This window comes from Luteibacter yeojuensis (assembly GCF_011742875.1).
Lineage (GTDB): Bacteria > Pseudomonadota > Gammaproteobacteria > Xanthomonadales > Rhodanobacteraceae > Luteibacter > Luteibacter yeojuensis.
The window spans coordinates 2,910,812-2,930,653 of sequence record NZ_JAAQTL010000001.1; the positions used below are offsets into that span (position 1 = coordinate 2,910,812).

A 19,842-nucleotide genomic window follows, 5' to 3' on the forward strand; every position below is an offset into this window, starting at 1 on the left:
CCTGAATCGCACCCCATGGACACTGCCCTGCCATGGAAACGTGACATCAGGCGAGTTCGGACACCGCCTTGCGCACGGTGTCGATGCCTCCGGCCTGCTGGTCGGTCGCCTTCGCCACGTCGGAGACGCGATCCAGCAGCGTGCCCACCGAGGCGAGGATGTCGCGCATCGCCAGGCCCGCTTCCCCGCTGCGTTCGCTGCCCTCGCGCACGCGTTCGAGCGTGCCGTCGATCAGCGCGCGGATTTCCCGGGCGGAATCGGCGCTGCGCTGCGACAGCACGCGCACTTCCTGGGCCACCACCGCGAAACCTTTCCCGTGTTCGCCCGAGCGGGCCGCTTCGATCGCGGCATTGAGCGCGAGGATATTGGTCTGGAACGCGATGGCATCGATCATCGATACGATGTCGGCGATATCCCGCGCACCCGCCTGGATGGCGGACATCGTGTCGATCACCGCCTCGACCATGGCCCCGCCGTCGGTGGCGGACCGGCTGGCCTCGGTGGCCAGCGCATTCGTGGCGCGGGCCTGCGCGGCAATGGCCGGCACGGTGTCGGCCAGCTCGGCGAGCGAGGCGTGCAGGGTGCGTGTGGCGCGCGTCTGCGCCGTCACATCGGTGGCGTACTTGACCACCTTGAAAGGCCGACCGGCCATGTCGAGGATCGGGTTGTAGCTGCCCTGGATCCATACCTCGCGGCCTTGCCGGTCCACACGGCGAAACAGGCCGGCGTGGTATTCGCCGCGCCCGAGTTTCTCCCAGAACGCGCGGTAGGCCGCACCTTCCCGTTCGACGGCCTCGACGAAGATGCGGTGATGCCGGCCCACGACGTCTTCGCGGGCATAGCCCATCGTGGCGAGGAAGTTGTCGTTGACCTCGAGGATGGTACCGTCGAGCGTGAAGCTGATCACCGCCTGCGCCTTGTCGATGGCGGCCAGCCGGCCCTCCATGTCGGCGGCGCGCAAGCGCTGCCCGGTCACGTCGGTGGCGAACTTCACTATCTTCCGCGGCCTGCCGAGGCCGTCCAGCACCGGGTTGTAGCTGGCCTGGATCCATACTTCCCTGCCGCCGGCCCCGAGACGGCGGTACAGGCCGACGTCCGGCTCGCCCGATCCCAGGCGACGCCAGAACTCGGCGTACGCGGGGGTGTTCGCCTCCTCGTCGGCGACGAACATGCGGTGGTGGCGGCCGACGACCTCGGCCCGCTCGTAACCCATGGCATCGAGGAAATTGCGGTTCGCGTCGAGGATCGTGCCATCGAGGGCGAATTCGATGACGGCCTGGGTGCGGTTCAGTGCGTCCATCTTGCCGCGGACGTCGCCCTTGTCCGGGGTGCTGCGAAGACGAGAAATCATCCTGCCAATCATCGGCACTGCCCTCCCTGTGGTAAGGAGATATATCGTCAGCGACGACGCAAGCTTGAGCCGACTACTCGAGGACTCCCACGACCAGCGCGCGCGCATCCGTCCGGCCCTGGTCGTCCACCACGCGGACGAGGAAGCGCCCGGCGTGTTCGGGGGCCCACATCAGCGACTGGCCGCCGGGGACACTGCCGAGGTACGTGTCGTCGACGAACCAGTAAAGCGTCCGCGACCCCGCATCGGCCGTGGCCGTGAAGGCGATCCGCTCGCTCCCCACGCGCGAGACCCTCACCTGGTAACTGCTGCCCTTCAAAGGCGACGTGATCCTCGGAGGATCCCCGGCCGGCTGGCCTCCGCCCTGGCAATCGGGAAGCGCGGGCGGCGTCCGTCGCGGCATGCCTGCCTGGGCGAAGACCCGCGCGAGGTCGGAAGGCCAGTACTCGTACACCTCGGTTCGCGTCCGCGCCGGGTCGTAGGGTGGGCACGCGGGCTTGCCGGTGGCGATGTCGACGACCACCGGCCGGTGCACGTTACTCACACGGATGGGCGATTTGCCGGGAATGAACCAGGTGCTGCCCACTTGCGGACACCAGCTGTTCGGCAGGTCGCCGCTGGCGAGGCAGACCGGCACGCGCCGCACGTTCGGCGGATTGCGCCGGATCGGTTCGGCGAGGCCCGGGCGTTCGGCGCGCAAAGCATCGGCGATACGGAAGAACAGCGGCGCCGCCGCGTCGATCCCCACGAACGCCGGATTGCCGGCGCCATCGAAGTTGCCGATCCACACCACGAGCACATACGGCCCGAAACTTCCGGCCGTCCAGGCGTCGCGGAAACTCCATGACGTGCCCGTCTTCCAGTACAGCGGCAGGCGCGAGGGCTGTGCCGCCGCCGCATCGTCGGGCCGCGGATTCTGCCGCAGGATGTCCATGACCATGAAGCTCGCTTCCTCGCTCAGCAGGCGCGTGCCGCGCGATGTCGGCGTGCTTTCCAGCAGGCGCAGCGGCCGAAGCTCGCCGCGGTTCGCGAGCATGGCGTAGAGACCGGCGAGTTCCTGCATCGTGACCTCGCCACCGCCGAGCACCAGGGCGAGTCCGTAGTGCTGTTCGCTCGCCATGCGCGAGATGCCGGCATCGCGGAGGAACTGGTAGAGGTTGGGCGAGGCGAGTTTCGCCGCGATCTGCACGGCGGGGATGTTGCGACTGCGTATCAGTGCCTGCGTCGCCGTCACGGGTCCGAGGAAGTGGCCATCGAAGTTCTCCGGCGTATAGGGACCGAAGGCGGACGGTACGTCGCGCAGCACGGTTTCCGGATGCAGCACGCCCTGGTCGAACCCCAGCGCGTAGATGAAGGGCTTCAGCGTCGAACCCGGCGAGCGCTTGGCCAGCGTGCCGTTGACCTGGCCCTGGATCGAGGCGTCGAAATAGTCGGCCGATCCGACCATGGCCTTCACGCCCATGTCGCGCGTATCGACGAGGATCGCCGCGGCATTGCGGATGCCGCGTTCGCCACCGCGCGCCACGTACTGCCGCACCTGGCGTTCCAGGCTGTGCTGCAGCCCCAGGTCGAGGGTGGTGGCGACACGCATTTCGGCGTCGCCGCCGAGCCGACGCTCCGCCAGCACCTGTTCCACGAAATGCGGCGCTTCGAACGGCAGGCGCGAAAGGGGGCGAAGGCGCAGCGGCAGTTCGAACAGGGGGCGGGCCGAGGCATCGACGGGATACCGGGCGATCCAGCGGGCGAACAGGCGGTCGCGCGATGCCTTCAACGCCGTGTCGATCACCGCCGTGCCGCCGACACGGCCGGGCAGGCCCCGCGCCGGCTCCTGCGGAATCACCGCGAGCGTGAGCGCTTCCGGCAGGCTGAGCCGCGCGGGTGCCTTGCCGAAGTAGGCGAGGCTTGCCGCGCCCACCCCTTCCACGTTGCGACCGAAGGGCGCGGCGTTGAGGTAGGCCTCGAGGATGTCGTGCTTGGAGTGGAACAGCTCCAGCTGCAGCGCCCTTCCCACCTGCACGAGCTTGCCGCCGGGCGTTCGCGTGTCCAGATGCCACATCAGGCGGGCCAGCTGCATCGTGATCGTCGATCCGCCCTGGGGATGCCCGCCGCGAACGTAGGTCACCCACGCGCCGCGCAGCAGGCCCCAGGCGCTGACCCCCGGATGCCAGCGAAACCAGCGGTCCTCGTGCAGCAGCACCGCATCGACCATCGAGGGCGAGATGTCCTCGAGGGGCACCCACAGGCGATAGCGCTGGTCGCTGGCGAGGGTGAGGCGCAGCAGGCGGCCGTTCGCGTCGTATACCGCCGTGGAGGACGGAAACGCCGCGCGCAGCGGATCGTGTGGCCAGAGCCGGCATCCCACGAGGATGCCGGCGACGAGCAGAATGGCCGCGAGGGCGTTGTGCCAGCGGGGAAGACGAAGCCTCAGGGTTTTCGCTCCACCGTGATCGTGCCGCCGCCCGGCGCGCGCGCCTGCACGCTGCGGTCATACAGCGACTGCGCCAGCGCGGGCGGCACGACGAAGGTGCCGGCATTTGTTGCCTTGATCCGGTACACGAACTCCTGCACGTCGCGGCTCGCGTAACCGTAGACCACCACGCGGTCTTCGCGCACGTCGGCATAGGCCGGTGTCCAGGTGGACTCGGGGTTGCCGATGGGCGATCGCCATGCCGGCGTATCGCCGGCTTCGCCGCCACCCTCGGCATCGGCTTCGTCCCCTTCGCCGGTGCTTTCGCCCTCGGCCGACGAGTCGTCGGACGCCGGCGCGGCCGATGCCTCGGCGGGCGGCGCGGTATCGAGCACCGGTTCGAAACCACCCGGCAGGAGATCCACGATGGCGACATCCGCGACACCGTCGTCCTTCGTGGCGCGAATGCGCACATGCACGTCGATCTCGTCGCCGGTGTTCACCGTATCGACGGCCTTGCCGTCGAGCGTCGTATAACGGCGGACGATCTCGAGGCCGTCCTTGCGGACGTCGGTGGACGGCTTGCGATCGAAGCCGGTCTGGGCGACCCCGTACCAGGCGGTCGCATCGGCATCGTTGACCAGGCGCAGGCGCTGCGTGCCGGCGGACCAGTGCGCATCCAGGAGGGAGCCCCTGGGCGCGCCGATCGGCGTCACCGCGCCGTTCGCCGCGACGGCGCCGATCGAGAGCTTCGCGGTATCGCCGCCGCCGTCCTTCGCCCATGCGTCCAGCGCGAGGATGATCATGCCGGACGACAAGGTGTTGTAGTGTCCCTTCCCCAGCGGGCGCACGAGGTTTTCGACCGTCTCCGGCGGCAGGGCCTTCGCCTGTTCCGGGAAATGCTTCGACAGCAGGTAAAGCACGGTCGCGTCGCGGATCGGTGCGTCGTAGTACTCGGCATAGACATAAGCCTCGTCGGCGGACGGACGCGTGAGCAGCTTCCGCGGGCCGGCGATCAGGTCGCCGGCGAGCTTGTCCTGGTGCAGGAGCTTGTACGACGCCGCCACCCAGGCCGCGGCGAGGTCGTTCTTCCATGCCTTCGGATGAACCTCCTGCAGGCGGCGCTGTACCGAGGCGAGATCGTTGGTGGTGACGTTGCCCTGGCGGGTCAGCAGGTAGACGGCGTACGCGCGCTGACGCATCGCCGCGAGGGAATCGCCGGTGTCGTCGGCCGCGATCTGCCGCAGTGCATTGTCGGCGGAGGCGAGCATGTCGCGCGGCACGGCCACACCGCGATCGCCGGCCTCCAGCAGGTAGTGGACGGCGTAGTCGGTGACGAACGCATTCGTGTCCGGTGTCGTTGTCCACAGCCCGAAACCGCCCTGTCCGTTCTGCCTGGCGCGCAAGGTGCCGAGCAAGGCCGCCACAGGGTCGGCGGGCGGCGTGGCGCCGTCCTGCATGCGCGCCGGCTTCACGTCGCCGAATTCGGGCCGCTTACCGAGGACCAGCGCCGGCATCGCCGCGCTGACAACCTGCTCGGTGCAGTAATGAGGGAAATCCACGAGGTATGCGGCCAACCCGCGCGCCAGCACCACAGGGACCGTGGAGAACGCGGCGTCGCGGACCGCGTATTCGTCGTGCATGTCGCGCAGGCCCGTCACGTCGGCGCGCCCGTGGGCATCCACGTGGCCGAAGGCCAGATCGGTGCGCAGCGGCGAGGCCGGCCGCACCGACAGGTCCACCGCCTGCCTGGCCGACTTGCCGCCATAACTCGCGGTGAAGGTCATGTTCCCGGAGCCGAGCCTGTCCGTCGCGCGTACGCGGAAGACGGCCACGCCCTCGCGCATCTCGCCGAGGCTGAGCGTCTTCGCCGTATCGCCTACGATCTGCAGCTGCGGGCCGAGTTTCAGGCCCACCGCCACCGGCACGTCCTTGCCGCCGAGCCCGGTGAGGTTGTTCGCCACGCCAACGCTGATCTCGGCCTCGTCGCCCGGCGCCAGGGTGGTCGGCACGTTCGGCGAGAGCACGAAGTCGCCGCGCACGGTCGTGGACCCCTCGAAGGTGCCGGTGCGCTCCGGCGAGACGGCCACGGCCATCACGCGCAGCTTGCCATTGAAATAGTCGGGCACCGTATACGTAAGGTCGCGCGAACCGTCGACGTCGACGATGCCGGACCAGTACGCCACCGGCTTGTCGCGCTTGCGCCGGAACGGATTCAGCTGGCGGGCAATCGCACCCTCGGCGTCGCCGCCCGGCGCAGCCATGCCCATCAGCTTCTCGAAGTCCGGGATGATGAGGTCGAGGATCTGCGAAGTGGACACCTCGAGCATGCGCTTGCGGAAGAAGTAGTCCAGCGGATCGCCAAGCTTGTAGCGGGCCACCTGCAGGATGCCCTCGTCCACCGCGAACACGACAGCGCGGGTCGGCGTGGGTGAGGTGACGTGGAAGGTCACGGTGTCGCCTGGCTTCACCAGCGGGGGCGACTCCACGGCGATCGCGCTCCGCCGCGCGTCCATGTTGACCGAGAACGGCACCACACCGAACGACAGCGGGCTCATGAAGATCTCGTCGGACGATGGGTCGCGCACGTACTGCACGTTGATGTAACCGTTGCCCTCGAAGTCCGCGGGGACGGCGATGTGCTGCACCGAGCTCGTCGTGTCGGCATGGAACCAGGCGTGCGCATAGACCTTGTCGCGCTCGATCGTGATGAGGCCGCTGCCGGCGTACGGCGCGCGGATGGCGACATCCACCGTCTCGCCCGGCGCATAATCCTTCTTCGACAGCGTGAGCTGCAGTTCCGCGTTGCGCTCCAGCGAACGCGACACGTTGCCTTCGCCCGCCACGGACCAGGCGACGCGATTGACTTCCTTGCCGTCGGCGTTCTTCACCACGAGGGCGAAGTTGCCCGGCTTGTCCGTGGGCAGCGCCACGTCGAGGCCGGCTGCCGGTATCGTGAGCGGGGTTTCCGCAAGCGTGGACTCGCGCGCCCTGGATTCGTACTTGAAGACGCCGGAATCCTGCTTCGTGAGCACCGACACGTAGCGGGTCTCCACGATGGCCTGCTTCAAGCCCTTGAGTTCGATGCGCTTCGCGGTCGGATCGATGGCCACGAGGTTCACGGTGCGTTTCGCGTCGCGGCTCACGTAGTCCAGGTTGTCGACAGCCTTGTAGCCCACCAGCCAATCGTTGGACGACACCATGCCCTGGGTCGCGGCGGCCACGCTGCGACCGCCTTCCGCCTCGTACGCCTTGGCGAGGAAGTAGAGCTGGTATGTGGCATCGGCATAGCGGGACAGGTCGAGCGCGAACTCCGCGTGGCCCTTGTCGTCGGTCTTCGCGTCGGCAAGCTTTTCCTCGAAACCTTCCTTGGCACGGCGGACGTCGTAGAAGCGATAGTCCTTGTAACTGGGGAAGGATGCGAAGGCCGGACGCAGCGTCAGCGAACCTTCCACGCGGCGATTCGCCGCCGGCGTGCCGAAGAGGTTCTGCACGTCCACCAGCGCCTTCAGCTGCGCGGGCTTCACCCAGCCCTCCACCACGGTGCGGGAGAGCTTCGCCGACACTTTCATCCGGTCGGGTTGGAATTCCTTCACCTGCACCGTGGTGCTGCCGATCTGCGAGTAAGGCTTCCCGTCCTTGGCGATATAGAGGTTCACCGTCCAGTTGCCGGTCGGCGAGGTTTCGGCCGTGGTGTAACCGAGTTCGGCGAAGCCGGCCGTGTCCATCGACACGGTTTCCTGGCGTACGGCGGTACCGCGCGGGTCCACGACTTCGGCGATGAGCGGCATGCCGGCGACGCTGCGCGTCCAGCTGTTGGCGCGCACGATCATGCCGATATGGAAGAGGTCGCCCGGCCGGTAGATGCCGCGGTCGGAGAACAGGTAAGCGGAAAGCTGGCCCTGGCTGTGCGCATTGGGCTCGCCGCCAATGTCGAAGCGGGAGAAATCGAGTGAACGGTCGTAGCTGCCGACGGGCAGGAACGACAGGTCCTCGCCCTGGCGCACCACGAACATCGCCGGCGTCTTCTCCTGGGCGAAATCCTTCAGGTTGGCGAAATGCGCGCTGCCGTCGGCACCGGTGGCCTGGGTGAACAGGGTGCTGCCGTTCTTCGCGACGACCGACACCGACGCGCCGGCCACGGGGGAGCCGGTGCGAATCGACTGGACGAAGATGTCGTAGCTGCCGTCGAGCACCTTCTTCGCGATCACGCCGAGATCGGTGATGACGATGAGGCGCTGATCGCGCGGAGCGTCGTACATCATGCCGTCGGTATCGTAGCGGTCGGCGGCCGCGGCGGCCGCCGCCGCGTCGGGATCGCCGCCGGCTTCGCGCGCGGCGGCTTCCCGGGCCGCCTTCTCGCGGCGGTCGCGCGCTTCCGCGGCGGCCTTGGCGTCGTAACCGGACAGCTTGAGGAGGAACACGCCCCGTTTGCCGGAGGCAAGGTACCGGCCCAGGTCGAAGCCTTCGTAATGCGCCTTCCCCGGACCTTCGTCGGGAAAGGGCGTGGTGCTCACGAAGCGGTCGACGATGTTGTCGGGAGTCAGGCTGTACAACTCGGGTTTGGCGAAGGTGCCCGCATTCATCGACACGAGGTGCTGGAGCTGGTCGGGAAGCACCCGGCCGACCTCGACGCGCATGCCGGGCATGTTGCGCGACACCACGGAGACGCGGTGATCGCCGCTCAGCGACAGCAGCGATCCATCGGCCATGAATCGCAGCAGCTTCGGATAGTCCGGTACGGTGAGCAGGTCCGCGCGCGGCCTGGGCATCACGTAGCCGCCGAACGAGGTCATGCCCTTGTCGACGCGCACGTAGATACGCTGACCCGGCCGGGCGTGGTAGCGGAAGCTCTGCGTCTCCGACCAGTCGTTCTCCGTCGGGACGATCTCGGGCTTCAGCTTCGCGAACGTACGCAGGTCGGCTTCGCCGATGGTGTCCACGCTGCCATGCTTGTCATCGTCGGCAGGCAGGGCCCACACCTGCAGCTTTTTCGCCAGGTCGCTGTCGCTTACCGGGCCGCCGAAACGCATCACGACCACCTGTTCCGGCTCGAAGCGCTCGTTGTCCACCAGCGTGGCGGAAACCTCGTCCAATGTCAGGCTGTAGAGGCCCGGGACACGCACCGAGGTTTCGAGGTCCTTTTCCGTACCGTCGCCGCCGCGACTGCTGCGCACGCCGTCGTCGAGGTGCAGGCGCACCGAGCCGTCGTCGCGGGGCAATTCCAGCGGCTGCGAATGGACGAAGGCGTTGAGGCGGTGCTCGTCGTAGGTGACGGTGTACTTGAGTTCGCTGCCGCGCTTTTCATTCCCGCTGCGCAGGTCCAGCGCCAGGCGCTTCTCCAGCTGCGCCGCGTCCACCGGGTAATTGAAGCCAAGCTGCACGATGGTCTTCTTACGGGTCGGGTCCTGCGGGTCCTGGTAGAACTCGCCGTTGACCACGCGCACCGTGAAGGGCTCGGTCTCGAAGCTGAAATGATCCTCGGCCAGCAACGCTTGCGGCGCGAAGACCTTCGCCTTGTCGAAGCGCACGTCGACCTTGCGGCCCACCGGCCAGTCGTTGGCAGGCACGAACCGGAGCGTCCGGTCGTTTTCCCAGGTCCATTGACCCGGCAGCTTCGGGTCCATGGCAATGCCCTCGGTCACCACGTTGCCCAGCGATTCCAGGCGCGCGGCCGAGGCGGAAAAGGTGACGGTGAGCGGATGGATCGTCAGCGGCGTGTGGGCGTAGTCGCTGATGTCCGGCGCCGGTGCCTGGAACGTGATCCGCTCCGGCTCGACGGGGCGCGGCCGGTTCTGCCACCAGTGCCATCCGAACCAGCCGGCGGCGACGACGACGAGCACCGCGGCGACGGTACCGGCGAACTTCACCGGATGATGGCGCGCAGCGCGTCCGGTGGCGGGCATCCAGGCGGGAGCGGACCAGGCGAGGTTGCCGAACACGGGACGCAGCGCCCAGGCCAGAAGGCGGAAGAAGCCGCGCACCACGCGCACGGGCAGCAGAGCGATAAAGCGAAGCAGGTCCATGTTCCCTTCCGGTCCTTTCCCAGGTGACGGATACGCCTGGCCTCCGCCCATCGCGGCAGCGACGAACGGGTTATGGCCTACGTATCCCCAAAAACTATCCTTGCGCGCGGCATATGCCAGGGCGACGGCGAAATTCTGGCACAGACGGGACACGTGTCGTGCTGTTCCAGACGCGTCACACAATAGAAGAAATCTCAAAAATCGATCTAAATCCTCCTGGCGTGATCTGGCTCACGGTGGCCGCGTAACCTCATGTAACGGGCATCTATCTTGCTTTATCGTCGAGACGTCCGCGGGGGAAGCGGATGGCGGGGCCGCAGGAAGCGGGCCGTGCCGCATGGGACGCTCCGCGCGAGGGGATTCGAAAGCGCGGGCCTGACGGTAGATACGATGAGCGACAATGCGACAAGCCCAATGGACGACGTGATGGTCCTGCGCGACACCGCACGCGCACAGCGCGTGGTGATCGACGACCTGAACCATCGCATGAAGAACATGCTCATGGTCGTGCAGGCCATGGCCCGGCAGAGTTTTCGCGACGATCGTCCGCTCGACAGTTCCATGGACGCGTTCGAGAGCCGCCTTCGCGCGCTGGCCAGCGCGCACGACCTGCTGCTGACACGACCGGTCCGGCATGTGGCCTTCCTGGGGGTCGTCGAGTCCACCATCGCCCCGCACGATCCCGGTAACGCCAGGGTGAACGTCTCCGGCCCGCCGCTCGTGCTGGATGCCGAAACCGCCGTGGCGGTGGCCATGGCGCTGCACGAGCTGCTCACCAATGCGAGCAAGTACGGCGCCCTGTCCACCGCTGCCGGCACCGTGACCATCGCCTGGTCGTTCGTCGTCGGACAGGCGGGCGGTAGGGTACGGCTGGAATGGAAGGAGCGCGGTGGCCCCCCGGTGAAACCCCCGCTCCGGCGCGGGTTCGGCACCCGGTTCATCGAGCGGACGCTTGCCGGCGAAGCGCGTGGCGAGGCGGCCATCCGCTTCGAGCCGGATGGCGTCCGGGCCGTCTTCGAGGCCCCCGCCCGGCGGGCCTGATCGCCTCCGGTCGCCGGGGGTCGAATAAATGTCGGTCGCCCTTGTCGATTCCACCGGTCCACAATCGACGTCTCCATGAACGCCCGGGATCGCCCGGGCCCTCGCGGGAGTACGACGATGCGTTTCATGGTGATGGTGAGAGCGACCGCGGCCTCCGAGGCCGGCGTGATGCCCAGTGAGGAATTGCTCACGGCCATGGGCCACTTCAACGAAGCCATGTGCCGGGCCGGCGTGATGCTGGCAGGGGAAGGCCTGCATCCGAGCAGCGCCGGCGCCCGCGTGCGTTTCCAGGGCGACCGGCGCGAGGTGGTCGACGGCCCCTTCCCCGAGACCGGCGAGCTCATCGCCGGATTCTGGCTGCTGCAGTTGCGCTCCCTCGACGAAGCCATCGAATGGATGAAACGGGCACCCAATCCGTTCGAAGGCATCGACTCAGAAATTGAGATTCGCCGCGTCTACGATGCCGAGGACTTCGGCGCCGAATTCACTCCCGAAGCACACGCGCAGGAAGAACGCCTGCGCGCCGAACTGGCGTCCCGCCATGAGTCGAACCACCCCCAACGAAAGGAGTTCACATGAAGATCCAGCCCTACTTGTTTTTCAACGGTGACTGCGAAGAAGCCTTCAGGTTCTACGAGAAAGCGCTCGGCGGAAAGATCAACGAGCTGCATCGTTTCAACGAAATGCCCCCGCAGGAGAACGCCGGTGGCAGCGACGACGGATGCGGTGGCATGGACATGTCCGGCATGGGCGATAAGATCATGCACGCGAGCCTCTCCGTCGGCGACCAGATGATCATGGGATCGGACGGCGACATGAAGGACTTCAAGCCCATCCAGGGCGTCAGGGTCGCGATCGGCATCGACGACGCCAAGAAGGGCGGGAAGGTTTTCGACGCCCTTGCCGAGGGTGGCAAGGTGGAGATGCCCTATGGCGAAACCTTCTGGGCACAGGGCTTCGGCATGTGCACGGACAAGTTCGGCGTGCCCTGGATGGTCAACGCGGGCGACAAACCCAGCCCGTAAGGAGCGAACCATGCAATTCCTCATCGTCCGCAAGGCGGACCATGACAGCGAGGCCGGCGTGATGCCCAGCCGCGAACTGCTCGAGGCGATGGGCGAGTACATCGACACGCTGGCGGCCGAGGGCCGCCTGCTTGCCGGCGAAGGCCTGAAGCCCAGCAGCGCGGGCGTTCGGGTCACCTTCGGTCCCGGCCGCAAGGCGATCACCGTCGATGGCCCCTTCGCGGAAACGAAGGAACTCGTCGCCGGGTTCAGCATCATCGAAGCGGCATCGATGGAAGACGCCGTGGCATGGGTGAAGGGCTGGCCGGCGGAAGACGCGCACGGCCAGGCCGAGATCGACATCCGCCCCATCGGTTGCCCCGGAGGGCTTTCCGGCTTCGGCAATCCCAGCGAGGAGGAATCGCCCAAGCCGCGCTACATGGTGATGCTCAAGGCGAACGAGCGCAGCGAGACGGACTGGAATCCCGGCCCGGAACAGCTCGGCCGCATGAGCGAGGCCAACCGCGCGGGACACGAAGCCGGCTTCCTCATTGCCGGTCACGGCCTGTCGTCCAGCCGGCATGCGAAGCGGGTGACGTTCGGCAAGGGCAAGCCCACGGTGCTGGACGGCCCCTTCGCCGAAATCAAGGAAATGGTCGCGGGCTTCTGGGTGCTTCGCGTGGACGGCATCGACGACGTCATCGCCTGGGCGGAAACCTTTCCGTTCCCGGACGGCGACGATGCCCGCCTCGAAATCCGCGAACTGTGGCGAATGGAAGACCTGATCCCGGCCTGATTGACGCAACGCGGCTTGCCACGCATGGCGGCGAATGCTGTCATGCGTGGTCATGACCACGCACGATACCCACCGCGCCATCGACGCGATCTGGAAGATCGAATCGCCGCGCCTGATCGCGACGATCGCACGCATGGTCCGCGATCTCGACCTGGCCGAGGAATTGGCCCAGGACGCGCTCGTCTCGGCGCTGGAGCAGTGGCCGCGCGACGGGGTTCCGCGCAATCCGGGCGCCTGGCTGACCCAGACCGCCAAGCATCGCGCCGTGGACCGCATCCGCCGCGAGCGGATGGCCGGGCGCAAGCTGGAGGCGCTGGGCCAGGACATGGAGGGCCTGCTCGAGTCCCACGACGACAAGCTGATCGACGCGCTCGACGACGACATCGGCGACGACATGCTGCGGCTCATCTTCACCGCCTGCCACCCGGTCCTGTCGATCGAGGCACGGGTCGCGCTCACGCTGCGCCTGCTTGGCGGCCTGACCACCGACGAGATCGCGCGCGCCTTCATCCTGCCGGAAGCCACGGTGGCACAACGCATCGTCCGTGCGAAGCGCAGCCTCGCCGACGAAGCGGTGATTTATGAAGTACCTCGCGGCGATGCCCTGAAGGAACGCCTCGCTTCGGTGCTGCGCGTGCTTTACCTCATCTTCAACGAGGGCTATGCCGCCACCACGGGCGGCGACTGGATGCGGCCGGCCCTGTGCGAGGAGGCGCAACGCCTGGGCCGTGTGCTCGCGGAACTGATGCCGGCCGAACCGGAAGTGCACGGGCTCGTCGCGCTGATGGAAATCCAGGCATCGCGCCTGGGTGCGCGCACCGGAAAGGATGGAGAACCGGTCCTGCTGCTCGACCAGGACCGAAGCCGCTGGGACCGTTTACTGATCGGCCGCGGCATCAAGGCGCTGGAACGCGCCGAACGGCTGGGCGGACAGCGCGGCCCTTACGCCCTCCAGGCGGCGATCGCCGCCTGCCATGCGCGTGCCACGCGGGCGGAGGACACCGACTGGCTGCGCATCGCCGCCTTGTACGCGCAACTGGTGGATGTGCTCCCTTCCCCGGTGGTCGAACTCAACCGGGCCGTGGCGGTATCGATGGCGGAAGGTCCGGGGGCGGCCCTGCCTATCGTCGAAGCCCTGCTCGACGAGCCCTCGCTGAAGGACTACCACCTGCTGCCCAGCGTCCATGGCGACCTGCTCTTCCGCCTCGGCCGGACCGGCGATGCGCGCGACGCCTTCCTGCGCGCCGCCGGCATGACCCGCAACGACCGCGAACGCCGCCTGCTCGAAGCCCGCGCCGAAGCCTGCGCGCTGCCGTTCCAGAGTTGAGCCGGCATCCCGGAATCGGTCCCCGGGCGCGAGGAAGACGTCACCCGGCTGGCGCGGCGCTCAGTGCGTGATGTCGATGTTCACGCTGGTGCCGTCGGGGACATCCTGGAGCTGTTGCAGGACGGAGCCCGTGAGTTCGAAATGCTCCTTCGCGGGAACCGGGTTGAGGTTCTCCACGCTGTATTCGCCTTCCGCGAAAACCGGCAGGGTGACGTACGTGTAGCACTCGCCTTCCGCGCGCGTCTTGCCGGCCTCGATCAGCGCCTCGACCAGCGACGGCAGCAGCCAGTCCTCCGCGGCTTCCTCACGCAGCAGCTGGTTGAAGCCCGGCACGCTCTCGGCCACGCGTTCGAGTTCCGCCGTTCCCGTGTTGAGCCAGAAGATGCCGCCTTCGTCGGCCTCGTAGAACATGTCGCCCAGCGCGGTGAACAGGAGCGGTGTGAAGGCGTCGCCGATGCGCCAGCGCCAGGATTCGGCGAGCGCGTCGATGGCTTCCTTGTCGGGCGTGCAGGTGAGATCGTTCCAGGAGAGGGCCATGAGGGGGGCCTGTTGAGCGGGGACGCCAGTTTACTACCCCGCACAGGTGGCTTCCCGCCGTCGTGGCGGCTCCTACGGATGAGTGTCCACGGCGCGGTTCACCGCCTTGACGAAATCGGCTCGCGCCGTGGCCTGCGCTTCATCGGTGGCTACCGGCCAGGCGGCGAGCTGCACCACCACGAGGTGCCGCCGGGGATCGACGTGCAACAGCTGGCCGAAAATACCGATGCCCTCGAAGCTGCCATCGTCATACGTCCACCACTGGTAGCCGTAACCGCGACCCGGCGCCCCGATGTCCGCATGCTTGCGCGTGGCGTCGGCGATCCAGCCGTCGGCCAGTACCGGCTTCCCCGCGGCGACGCCCCCATCGAGCAGGAACTGCCCCAGGCGGGCGTAATCGGCGAGCGTGGCGGATACGCCCGAGCCTCCGGCCTCGGTGCCGTCGACCTCGTCCTTCAGCCAGAGCGCATCGGCCGCCATGCCATACGGCTTCCAGATTTTCTCGGACAGATAGGCCGCCAGCGTGCGGCCTGTCGCGCGCGTCACGAGGATGCCCACCAGGTCGGTTTCGCCGGTCTTGTAAACCCAATGCTCTCCCGGGGGGAAATCGCGCGGGAGGCGCGACATGTAGGTGACGAGCAGCGGCACGCCGGGCTGGCGCACGCCTTCGTACATCATGGCGACATCGGAATGCGGATCGACATAGTCCTCGTTCCAGCGCACGCCCGAGGTCATTTCCAGCAGCTGGCGCACCGTGACGTCGCGATACGCACCCGCCGACAGCTCGGGGATGTAGCGCGTCACCTTGTCGTCGAGACCGTGGATGGCGCCGTCGCGCAGCGCGGCGCCGACCAGCGTCGCGGTGAACGACTTGGCGACCGAGAACGACGTCCAGCGCGTGGCCGGGCCGGCGCCGAGGCCGTAGCGCTCCAGGCGGACCCGGCCATCCTGCACCACCATCACGCCAGCCACGTGGTGGGCGGCCATGTACGCCTCCAGCGTCGTGCCATCCGCGAAACGCGGCACGAGCGGTGCCCCCGCGGGAAGCGGACGCGCCTTGCCGTGGTGTACGACGTTGCTCGCGTAATGCGTTTCCATCGCGCGGAACGCGGCCTCGCGCTGCGGCTGGTTCCAGAACAGCACGTCGGTACGGCGAGCGTGCTGTGCCGCGCAGCCCGCCAGCAACGACAGGGCGAGGAGCCACGCCGCGACCTTCATGCGGGTGCCGCGATACGGCGGCGCACTTCGAACGCGCCGAGCGCCAGCGAGGCCACCACGAGCGGACCGAGCCCGTAGATGGCGCGATAGGCGAGCAGGGCCGCCAGCACCTGCGCACGCTGCTCCTGCGGGAACGCGGCCAGGGTCAACGCCTCGAACGCGCCGATGCCGCCCGGCGCGTTGCTGACGATGCCGGCGAGGATCGCGCCGACATAGATCGGTGCGAAATCGAGGAAGTCGCCGGCGATCTCGGCAGGCAGCAGGAGGTACATCGCACCCGTGGCACCCACCATTTCCACGACGCCTATCGCCATCTGCGCCCCCGCCGACCGGGCGGACGGCACCGGCGTGCTGAACTTCCACACTGTCAATTCGTCGTGCTTGCCGGCGAGCCAGCGCAGCAGCACCACGAAGAGCACGATCAGCGCGATGCCGGGCCAGCGTCCCCAGCCCTGTGCGATGGACGGTTCGAGCAGGAGGGCCAGGCAGGTCACGGAGGCGAAGCCCATGCCCACGGCAAAACCCACCAGGCCGACGACACGGGCGACGTCCGCCGCGCCGACGCCCTGCGTCGAGAGCACGCGATAGCGCAACGCCGTACCGGTGATCGCGTGGAAACCCAGTGCGTTGCAGATGGCGTGCGTCGTGAATCCTGAAAAAATCTTCATCCGCATCGGCACCTTGCCGGGCACCACCGTTTCCACGGCGAAGACGTCGTAGGCGGTGAGGCAGATCCAGCTGAGCATCGTCGCCGCGATGGAGCCGACCACGTGCCAGCGCGGAATGCGCTCGAACGCCTCGCGCACGTCCTGCCAGGCCATGCGCTCGATATAGCGATGGAGGAGGAAGACCGCACCGCCGACGATCGCCGCCGTGAGGGCGTACTTCGCCCTCCGGATCGCGATGGTCCTGGGGTTCCTCGTCTCTTGCCTGTCCGCCACCGCCGTGCCCTTGCCGCTTCGCCATAAACGGCGGGCATCATCCCACGACCGGGCCGGGAAGCCTAAACTTGGGCAGCCGCCCACGGGGAAACCGATGCTCCACTACGAAGGCTCGCTCTGGCTCACCGATGGCGCCCGCCGCTGGGGCGGCAGCGACCGGGTCGAACTCCTGGCCCAGATAGGCGCCACCGGCTCGATCACGGCCGCTGCCAAGGCCGTGGGGATGAGCTACAAGGGCGCGTGGGACGCCGTGGAGGCCATGAACAACCTGGCCGGCGAGGCGCTCGTGCTGCGTTCGGCAGGCGGTCGGGGGGGTGGCGGCGCGACGCTGACCCCGCGCGCGCAACGGCTCATCGCTTCGTTCCGCGGCATCGAAGCCGAACACCGCCGCTTCGTGGAGCGCCTGGCGGTCCTCGGCGAGGACGCCACCCAGGACCTCCACCTGTTGAGGACATTCACGATGCGAACGAGCGCTCGCAACCAGCTGGCCGGCATCGTCCGGCACATCGCCGAAGGCGCCGTGAACGACACCGTGGACGTCGAACTGCCCGGCGGAACGCCGCTCGTCGCCACGGTGACGCGGGAGAGCACGGCCAGTCTCGGCCTCGCCGCCGGCCGCGCCGTCGTGGCGATGGTCAAGGCGAGCTGGGTGATCCTCGCGCTGGCGGACGACGAACTCCGCCTGTCGGCCGCGAATCGCCTTCCCGGCACGGTGTCGCGCGTTCAGCCCGGCGCCGTGCACTGCGAGGTGACGATGGCCCTGGACGGCGGTGGCAGCATGACCGCCATCGTCACCCGGGAAAGCGCCAAGGCGCTGGGCCTTGTCGAAGGCCTGCCGGTGGTAGCCATCTTCGACGCGTCGTCTGTCATCCTCGGCGTTACCGACTGAGGTCGCTCTGGCGGTGGGGGAATTCAGTTCACGGCTTCAAGGAACCTTGTAGGAACCGGCTATGCCGGCGATCCCGCGGCAGTGGGCCAGCGTGCCGCGAGCACCCATCGCCGCTGAAGCGTCTCCCACAAAGACAATCGCTCCTACATTTTAAGGACGCGGCCGTCGCGGAGTTCGATGGTATGGCCGTCCAGCGCCTCGACGTCTGCCGGGTCGTGCGTGATGACCAGCATCTGCAGATCCAGCCGCGCCTGCAAGGCACGCAGTTCCGAGCGCATCCGGCCGCGCAGCGCGGGATCCAGCGCGGCGAACGGTTCGTCCAACAGCACCAGCCGTGGCTCCGCGACAAGCGCACGGGCCAGGGCCACGCGCTGGCGCTGGCCGCCGGAAATGCGCGACGGATAACTGTCGGCGACGGCGGCGAGTTCGAAGGTATCCAGCCAGCGCCCTACCCGTTCGTCGCGCATGCGGCGGCGGGGATTGAACCAGCCCCGATCCAGCCCGAAACCGATGTTCTGCGCGACGGTGAGGTGGGGAAAGAGCGCGTAATCCTGGAACACATAGGCGACACCGCGATCCCGCGCGGCAAGGTTCACGCGCGCCGTGGCATCGAACAGCGTCCGGCCGTCCACCCGCACATGCCCCTCATCGGGCGCGAGCAGGCCGGCCATCGCGCGCAGCGTCAGGCTCTTGCCCGCGCCGGAGTGACCGAACAACACGATGCGCCGATGCGCCGATGCGAAGGCGACGTCGAGTTCGAAGACGCGATCGTCGGCGCGCAGCACCTTGCGGACGGAGACGTCGACACTCATGACCGCGACCGCCGCAGGTGGTCGGGCGCCAGCCAGCCGGCCAGCAGCAGCGCCAGCACGCAGGTGACCGAGGTGACGATCACCATGATGCCGGCGGAGCGGTCGTCCCCCGCCTGCACGGCGGAATAAATCGCCACCGACAACGTCTGCGTGCGCCCCGGCAGGTTGCCCGCGATCATCAGCGTCGCCCCGAACTCGCCCATCGCACGGGCGAAAGCCAGCAGGGCACCGGCGGTGATGCCGCGCATGGCGAGCGGCAGCGACACGCGGAAGAACACGGCCACGCCACCCAGACCGAGCACGCGCGCCGCGTCCTCGAACTGGGGGTCCACGGCTTCGAACGCCGCGCGGGCCGCCTTCTGGACGAGGGGAAAGGCGACCAGGGTGGAGGCGATCACCGCGCCCTGCCAGGTGAAGACCAGATGGATGCCGAGACGATCCAGCCAGTCGCCCAGCACGCCTTGCCGGCCCAGCAGCACCAGCAGGTAGTAGCCAAGTACGGTCGGCGGCAGGACCAGCGGCAAGGTGAGAATCGAGTCCACCACTTCGCGCGCGTGCGAGCGCCATCGCGAGAGGCCAAAGGCCACGGCCACGCCGAGCACGAGGTTGATCGCCGTGGCCCACAGCGCGACCTTCAGCGTGAGCACGAGCGGCACCCAGGTCGCGCCCATGGGATTCAGGGTGCCTGGAAACCGAAGCCGGCGAGGATCTTCCGGCCTTCGGTCGACTGCACGAATGCCTGGAAGGCGGCCGCCTCCCGCGCCTGACCGGCATGGGCGACGATGGCGATGGGATACGTGACCGGTGTCGGCGTCGGCACCTCCGCGACCACGTTCACCTGGTCGCGCACGATCGCCGCGTCGGTCGCGAAGACCAGCCCCGCATCCACTTCGCCCCTGGCGACGTAGTCGAGTGCCTGGCGCACGTTCTGCGCCAGCACGCCCTTGGCCGATACCCTCTCCCACAAGCCCAGTTGTTCCAGTCCGGCCTTGGCGTAGCGTCCGGCCGGCACCGAGGCGGGATCGCCGTAGGCCACCCGCTTCACGTCATCGGCTGCGAGGCCGCCCGGCGACGACACCGGCACGCGGGCATCTTTCGGCACGATCAGGACGAGCCGGTTGCGTGCGAAATCCTGCCGGGTGGCGGGATCGACGGCGCCCGCCGCCACCGCCTTGTCCATCGCGGCCTCGTCCGCCGAAGCGAACACATCCGCCGGCGCGCCGTTCACGATCTGGCGCAACAGCACGTCCGAGGCGGCCAAGTTGAGGACGACATGCGTGCCCGGATGCCGTGCCTCGTACGACCGGCCGACGGCCTGGAAGGCGTTGGTGAGGCTGGCGGCGGCCGACACGACGAGATCGGCCGCATGTGCGGCGCAGGGCCCGGCTGACAGGAGCAGCGCAACGAGCGGACGGAGGCGCATGGGTCGGTCCCGAAGGCGGAGGCCTCGCAATATAGAAAGCTATATAGCGCCAGGTCAACGCAAAACCGCC

General features: G+C 67.9%; 15 protein-coding genes. 6 read left to right on the forward strand and 9 right to left on the reverse strand.

Features of this window, described 5'->3' with window-relative positions; genetic code table 11:
* Nucleotides 1-46 precede the first annotated feature (46 nt).
* The 3 genes from HBF32_RS19515 to HBF32_RS13260 form a co-directional block, all read right to left on the reverse strand.
* The gene (locus tag HBF32_RS19515; protein ID WP_166700066.1) at nt 47-1,351 is read right to left on the reverse strand and encodes a methyl-accepting chemotaxis protein; all 1,305 of its coding nucleotides are present in this window, start codon (nt 1,349-1,351) and stop codon (nt 47-49) included.
* A gap of 73 nt (nt 1,352-1,424) precedes the next feature.
* Complete coding sequence (gene pbpC, locus HBF32_RS13255) at nt 1,425-3,713, reverse strand: penicillin-binding protein 1C (RefSeq protein ID WP_338039781.1); 2,289 nt, start codon at nt 3,711-3,713, stop codon at nt 1,425-1,427.
* A 62-nt stretch (nt 3,714-3,775) separates the two neighbouring features.
* Nucleotides 3,776-9,784, reverse strand: coding sequence for an alpha-2-macroglobulin (locus tag HBF32_RS13260; protein ID WP_166700067.1), 6,009 nt, complete (start codon nt 9,782-9,784; stop codon nt 3,776-3,778).
* A 390-nt stretch (nt 9,785-10,174) separates the two neighbouring features.
* Here HBF32_RS13260 and HBF32_RS13265 point away from each other — a divergent pair, with 390 nt between their 5' ends.
* From HBF32_RS13265 to HBF32_RS13285, 5 genes are all read left to right on the forward strand, one after another.
* Complete coding sequence (locus HBF32_RS13265; RefSeq protein ID WP_166700068.1) at nt 10,175-10,825, forward strand: sensor histidine kinase; 651 nt, start codon at nt 10,175-10,177, stop codon at nt 10,823-10,825.
* Nucleotides 10,826-10,942: 117 nt separating this feature from the next.
* Nucleotides 10,943-11,404 carry a YciI family protein gene (locus tag HBF32_RS13270; RefSeq protein WP_166700069.1) on the forward strand — a complete coding sequence of 154 codons (462 nt, stop codon included), beginning with the start codon at nt 10,943-10,945 and terminating at the stop codon, nt 11,402-11,404.
* Nucleotides 11,401-11,850 carry a VOC family protein gene (locus HBF32_RS13275; protein ID WP_166700070.1) on the forward strand — a complete coding sequence of 150 codons (450 nt, stop codon included), beginning with the start codon at nt 11,401-11,403 and terminating at the stop codon, nt 11,848-11,850. Before HBF32_RS13270 ends, HBF32_RS13275 begins: the two co-directional genes overlap by 4 nt.
* Before the next feature lie 10 nt (nt 11,851-11,860).
* A complete protein-coding gene (locus HBF32_RS13280) occupies nt 11,861-12,625 on the forward strand; it encodes a YciI family protein (RefSeq protein ID WP_166700071.1) in 765 nt (254 codons plus the stop codon).
* A 52-nt stretch (nt 12,626-12,677) separates the two neighbouring features.
* Nucleotides 12,678-13,952: an RNA polymerase sigma factor gene (locus HBF32_RS13285; protein ID WP_166700072.1), complete on the forward strand. Its 1,275-nt coding sequence runs from the start codon at nt 12,678-12,680 to the stop codon at nt 13,950-13,952.
* A 60-nt stretch (nt 13,953-14,012) separates the two neighbouring features.
* Here the strand turns inward: HBF32_RS13285 and HBF32_RS13290 are convergent, their stop codons facing one another.
* From HBF32_RS13290 to HBF32_RS13300, 3 genes are all read right to left on the reverse strand, one after another.
* The gene (locus HBF32_RS13290; protein WP_166700073.1) at nt 14,013-14,489 is read right to left on the reverse strand and encodes a T6SS immunity protein Tdi1 domain-containing protein; all 477 of its coding nucleotides are present in this window, start codon (nt 14,487-14,489) and stop codon (nt 14,013-14,015) included.
* Between the two features lie 72 nt (nt 14,490-14,561).
* Entirely contained in the window at nt 14,562-15,707 is a 1,146-nt protein-coding gene (locus HBF32_RS13295; protein ID WP_166700074.1) for a serine hydrolase domain-containing protein, read from the reverse strand.
* The gene (locus tag HBF32_RS13300) at nt 15,704-16,648 is read right to left on the reverse strand and encodes a lysylphosphatidylglycerol synthase transmembrane domain-containing protein (protein ID WP_166700075.1); all 945 of its coding nucleotides are present in this window, start codon (nt 16,646-16,648) and stop codon (nt 15,704-15,706) included. Before HBF32_RS13300 ends, HBF32_RS13295 begins: the two co-directional genes overlap by 4 nt.
* A gap of 94 nt (nt 16,649-16,742) precedes the next feature.
* On the opposite strand from HBF32_RS13300, the gene HBF32_RS13305 reads away from it, so the two are divergent.
* On the forward strand, nt 16,743-17,537 hold the full coding sequence (locus HBF32_RS13305; RefSeq protein ID WP_166700076.1) for a TOBE domain-containing protein: 795 nt from the start codon (nt 16,743-16,745) through the stop codon (nt 17,535-17,537).
* Between the two features lie 143 nt (nt 17,538-17,680).
* Here the strand turns inward: HBF32_RS13305 and HBF32_RS13310 are convergent, their stop codons facing one another.
* The 3 genes from HBF32_RS13310 to modA are packed head-to-tail and all read right to left on the reverse strand — an operon-like array spanning nt 17,681 to nt 19,772.
* Entirely contained in the window at nt 17,681-18,349 is a 669-nt protein-coding gene (locus HBF32_RS13310) for an ABC transporter ATP-binding protein (RefSeq protein WP_166700077.1), read from the reverse strand.
* Entirely contained in the window at nt 18,346-19,020 is a 675-nt protein-coding gene (gene modB / locus HBF32_RS13315; protein WP_166700078.1) for a molybdate ABC transporter permease subunit, read from the reverse strand. The genes HBF32_RS13310 and modB overlap by 4 nt, the downstream gene beginning before the upstream one ends.
* Nucleotides 19,021-19,025: 5 nt before the next feature.
* A complete protein-coding gene (gene modA / locus HBF32_RS13320; RefSeq protein ID WP_166700079.1) occupies nt 19,026-19,772 on the reverse strand; it encodes a molybdate ABC transporter substrate-binding protein in 747 nt (248 codons plus the stop codon).
* Between the last annotated feature and the right edge of the window lie 70 nt (nt 19,773-19,842).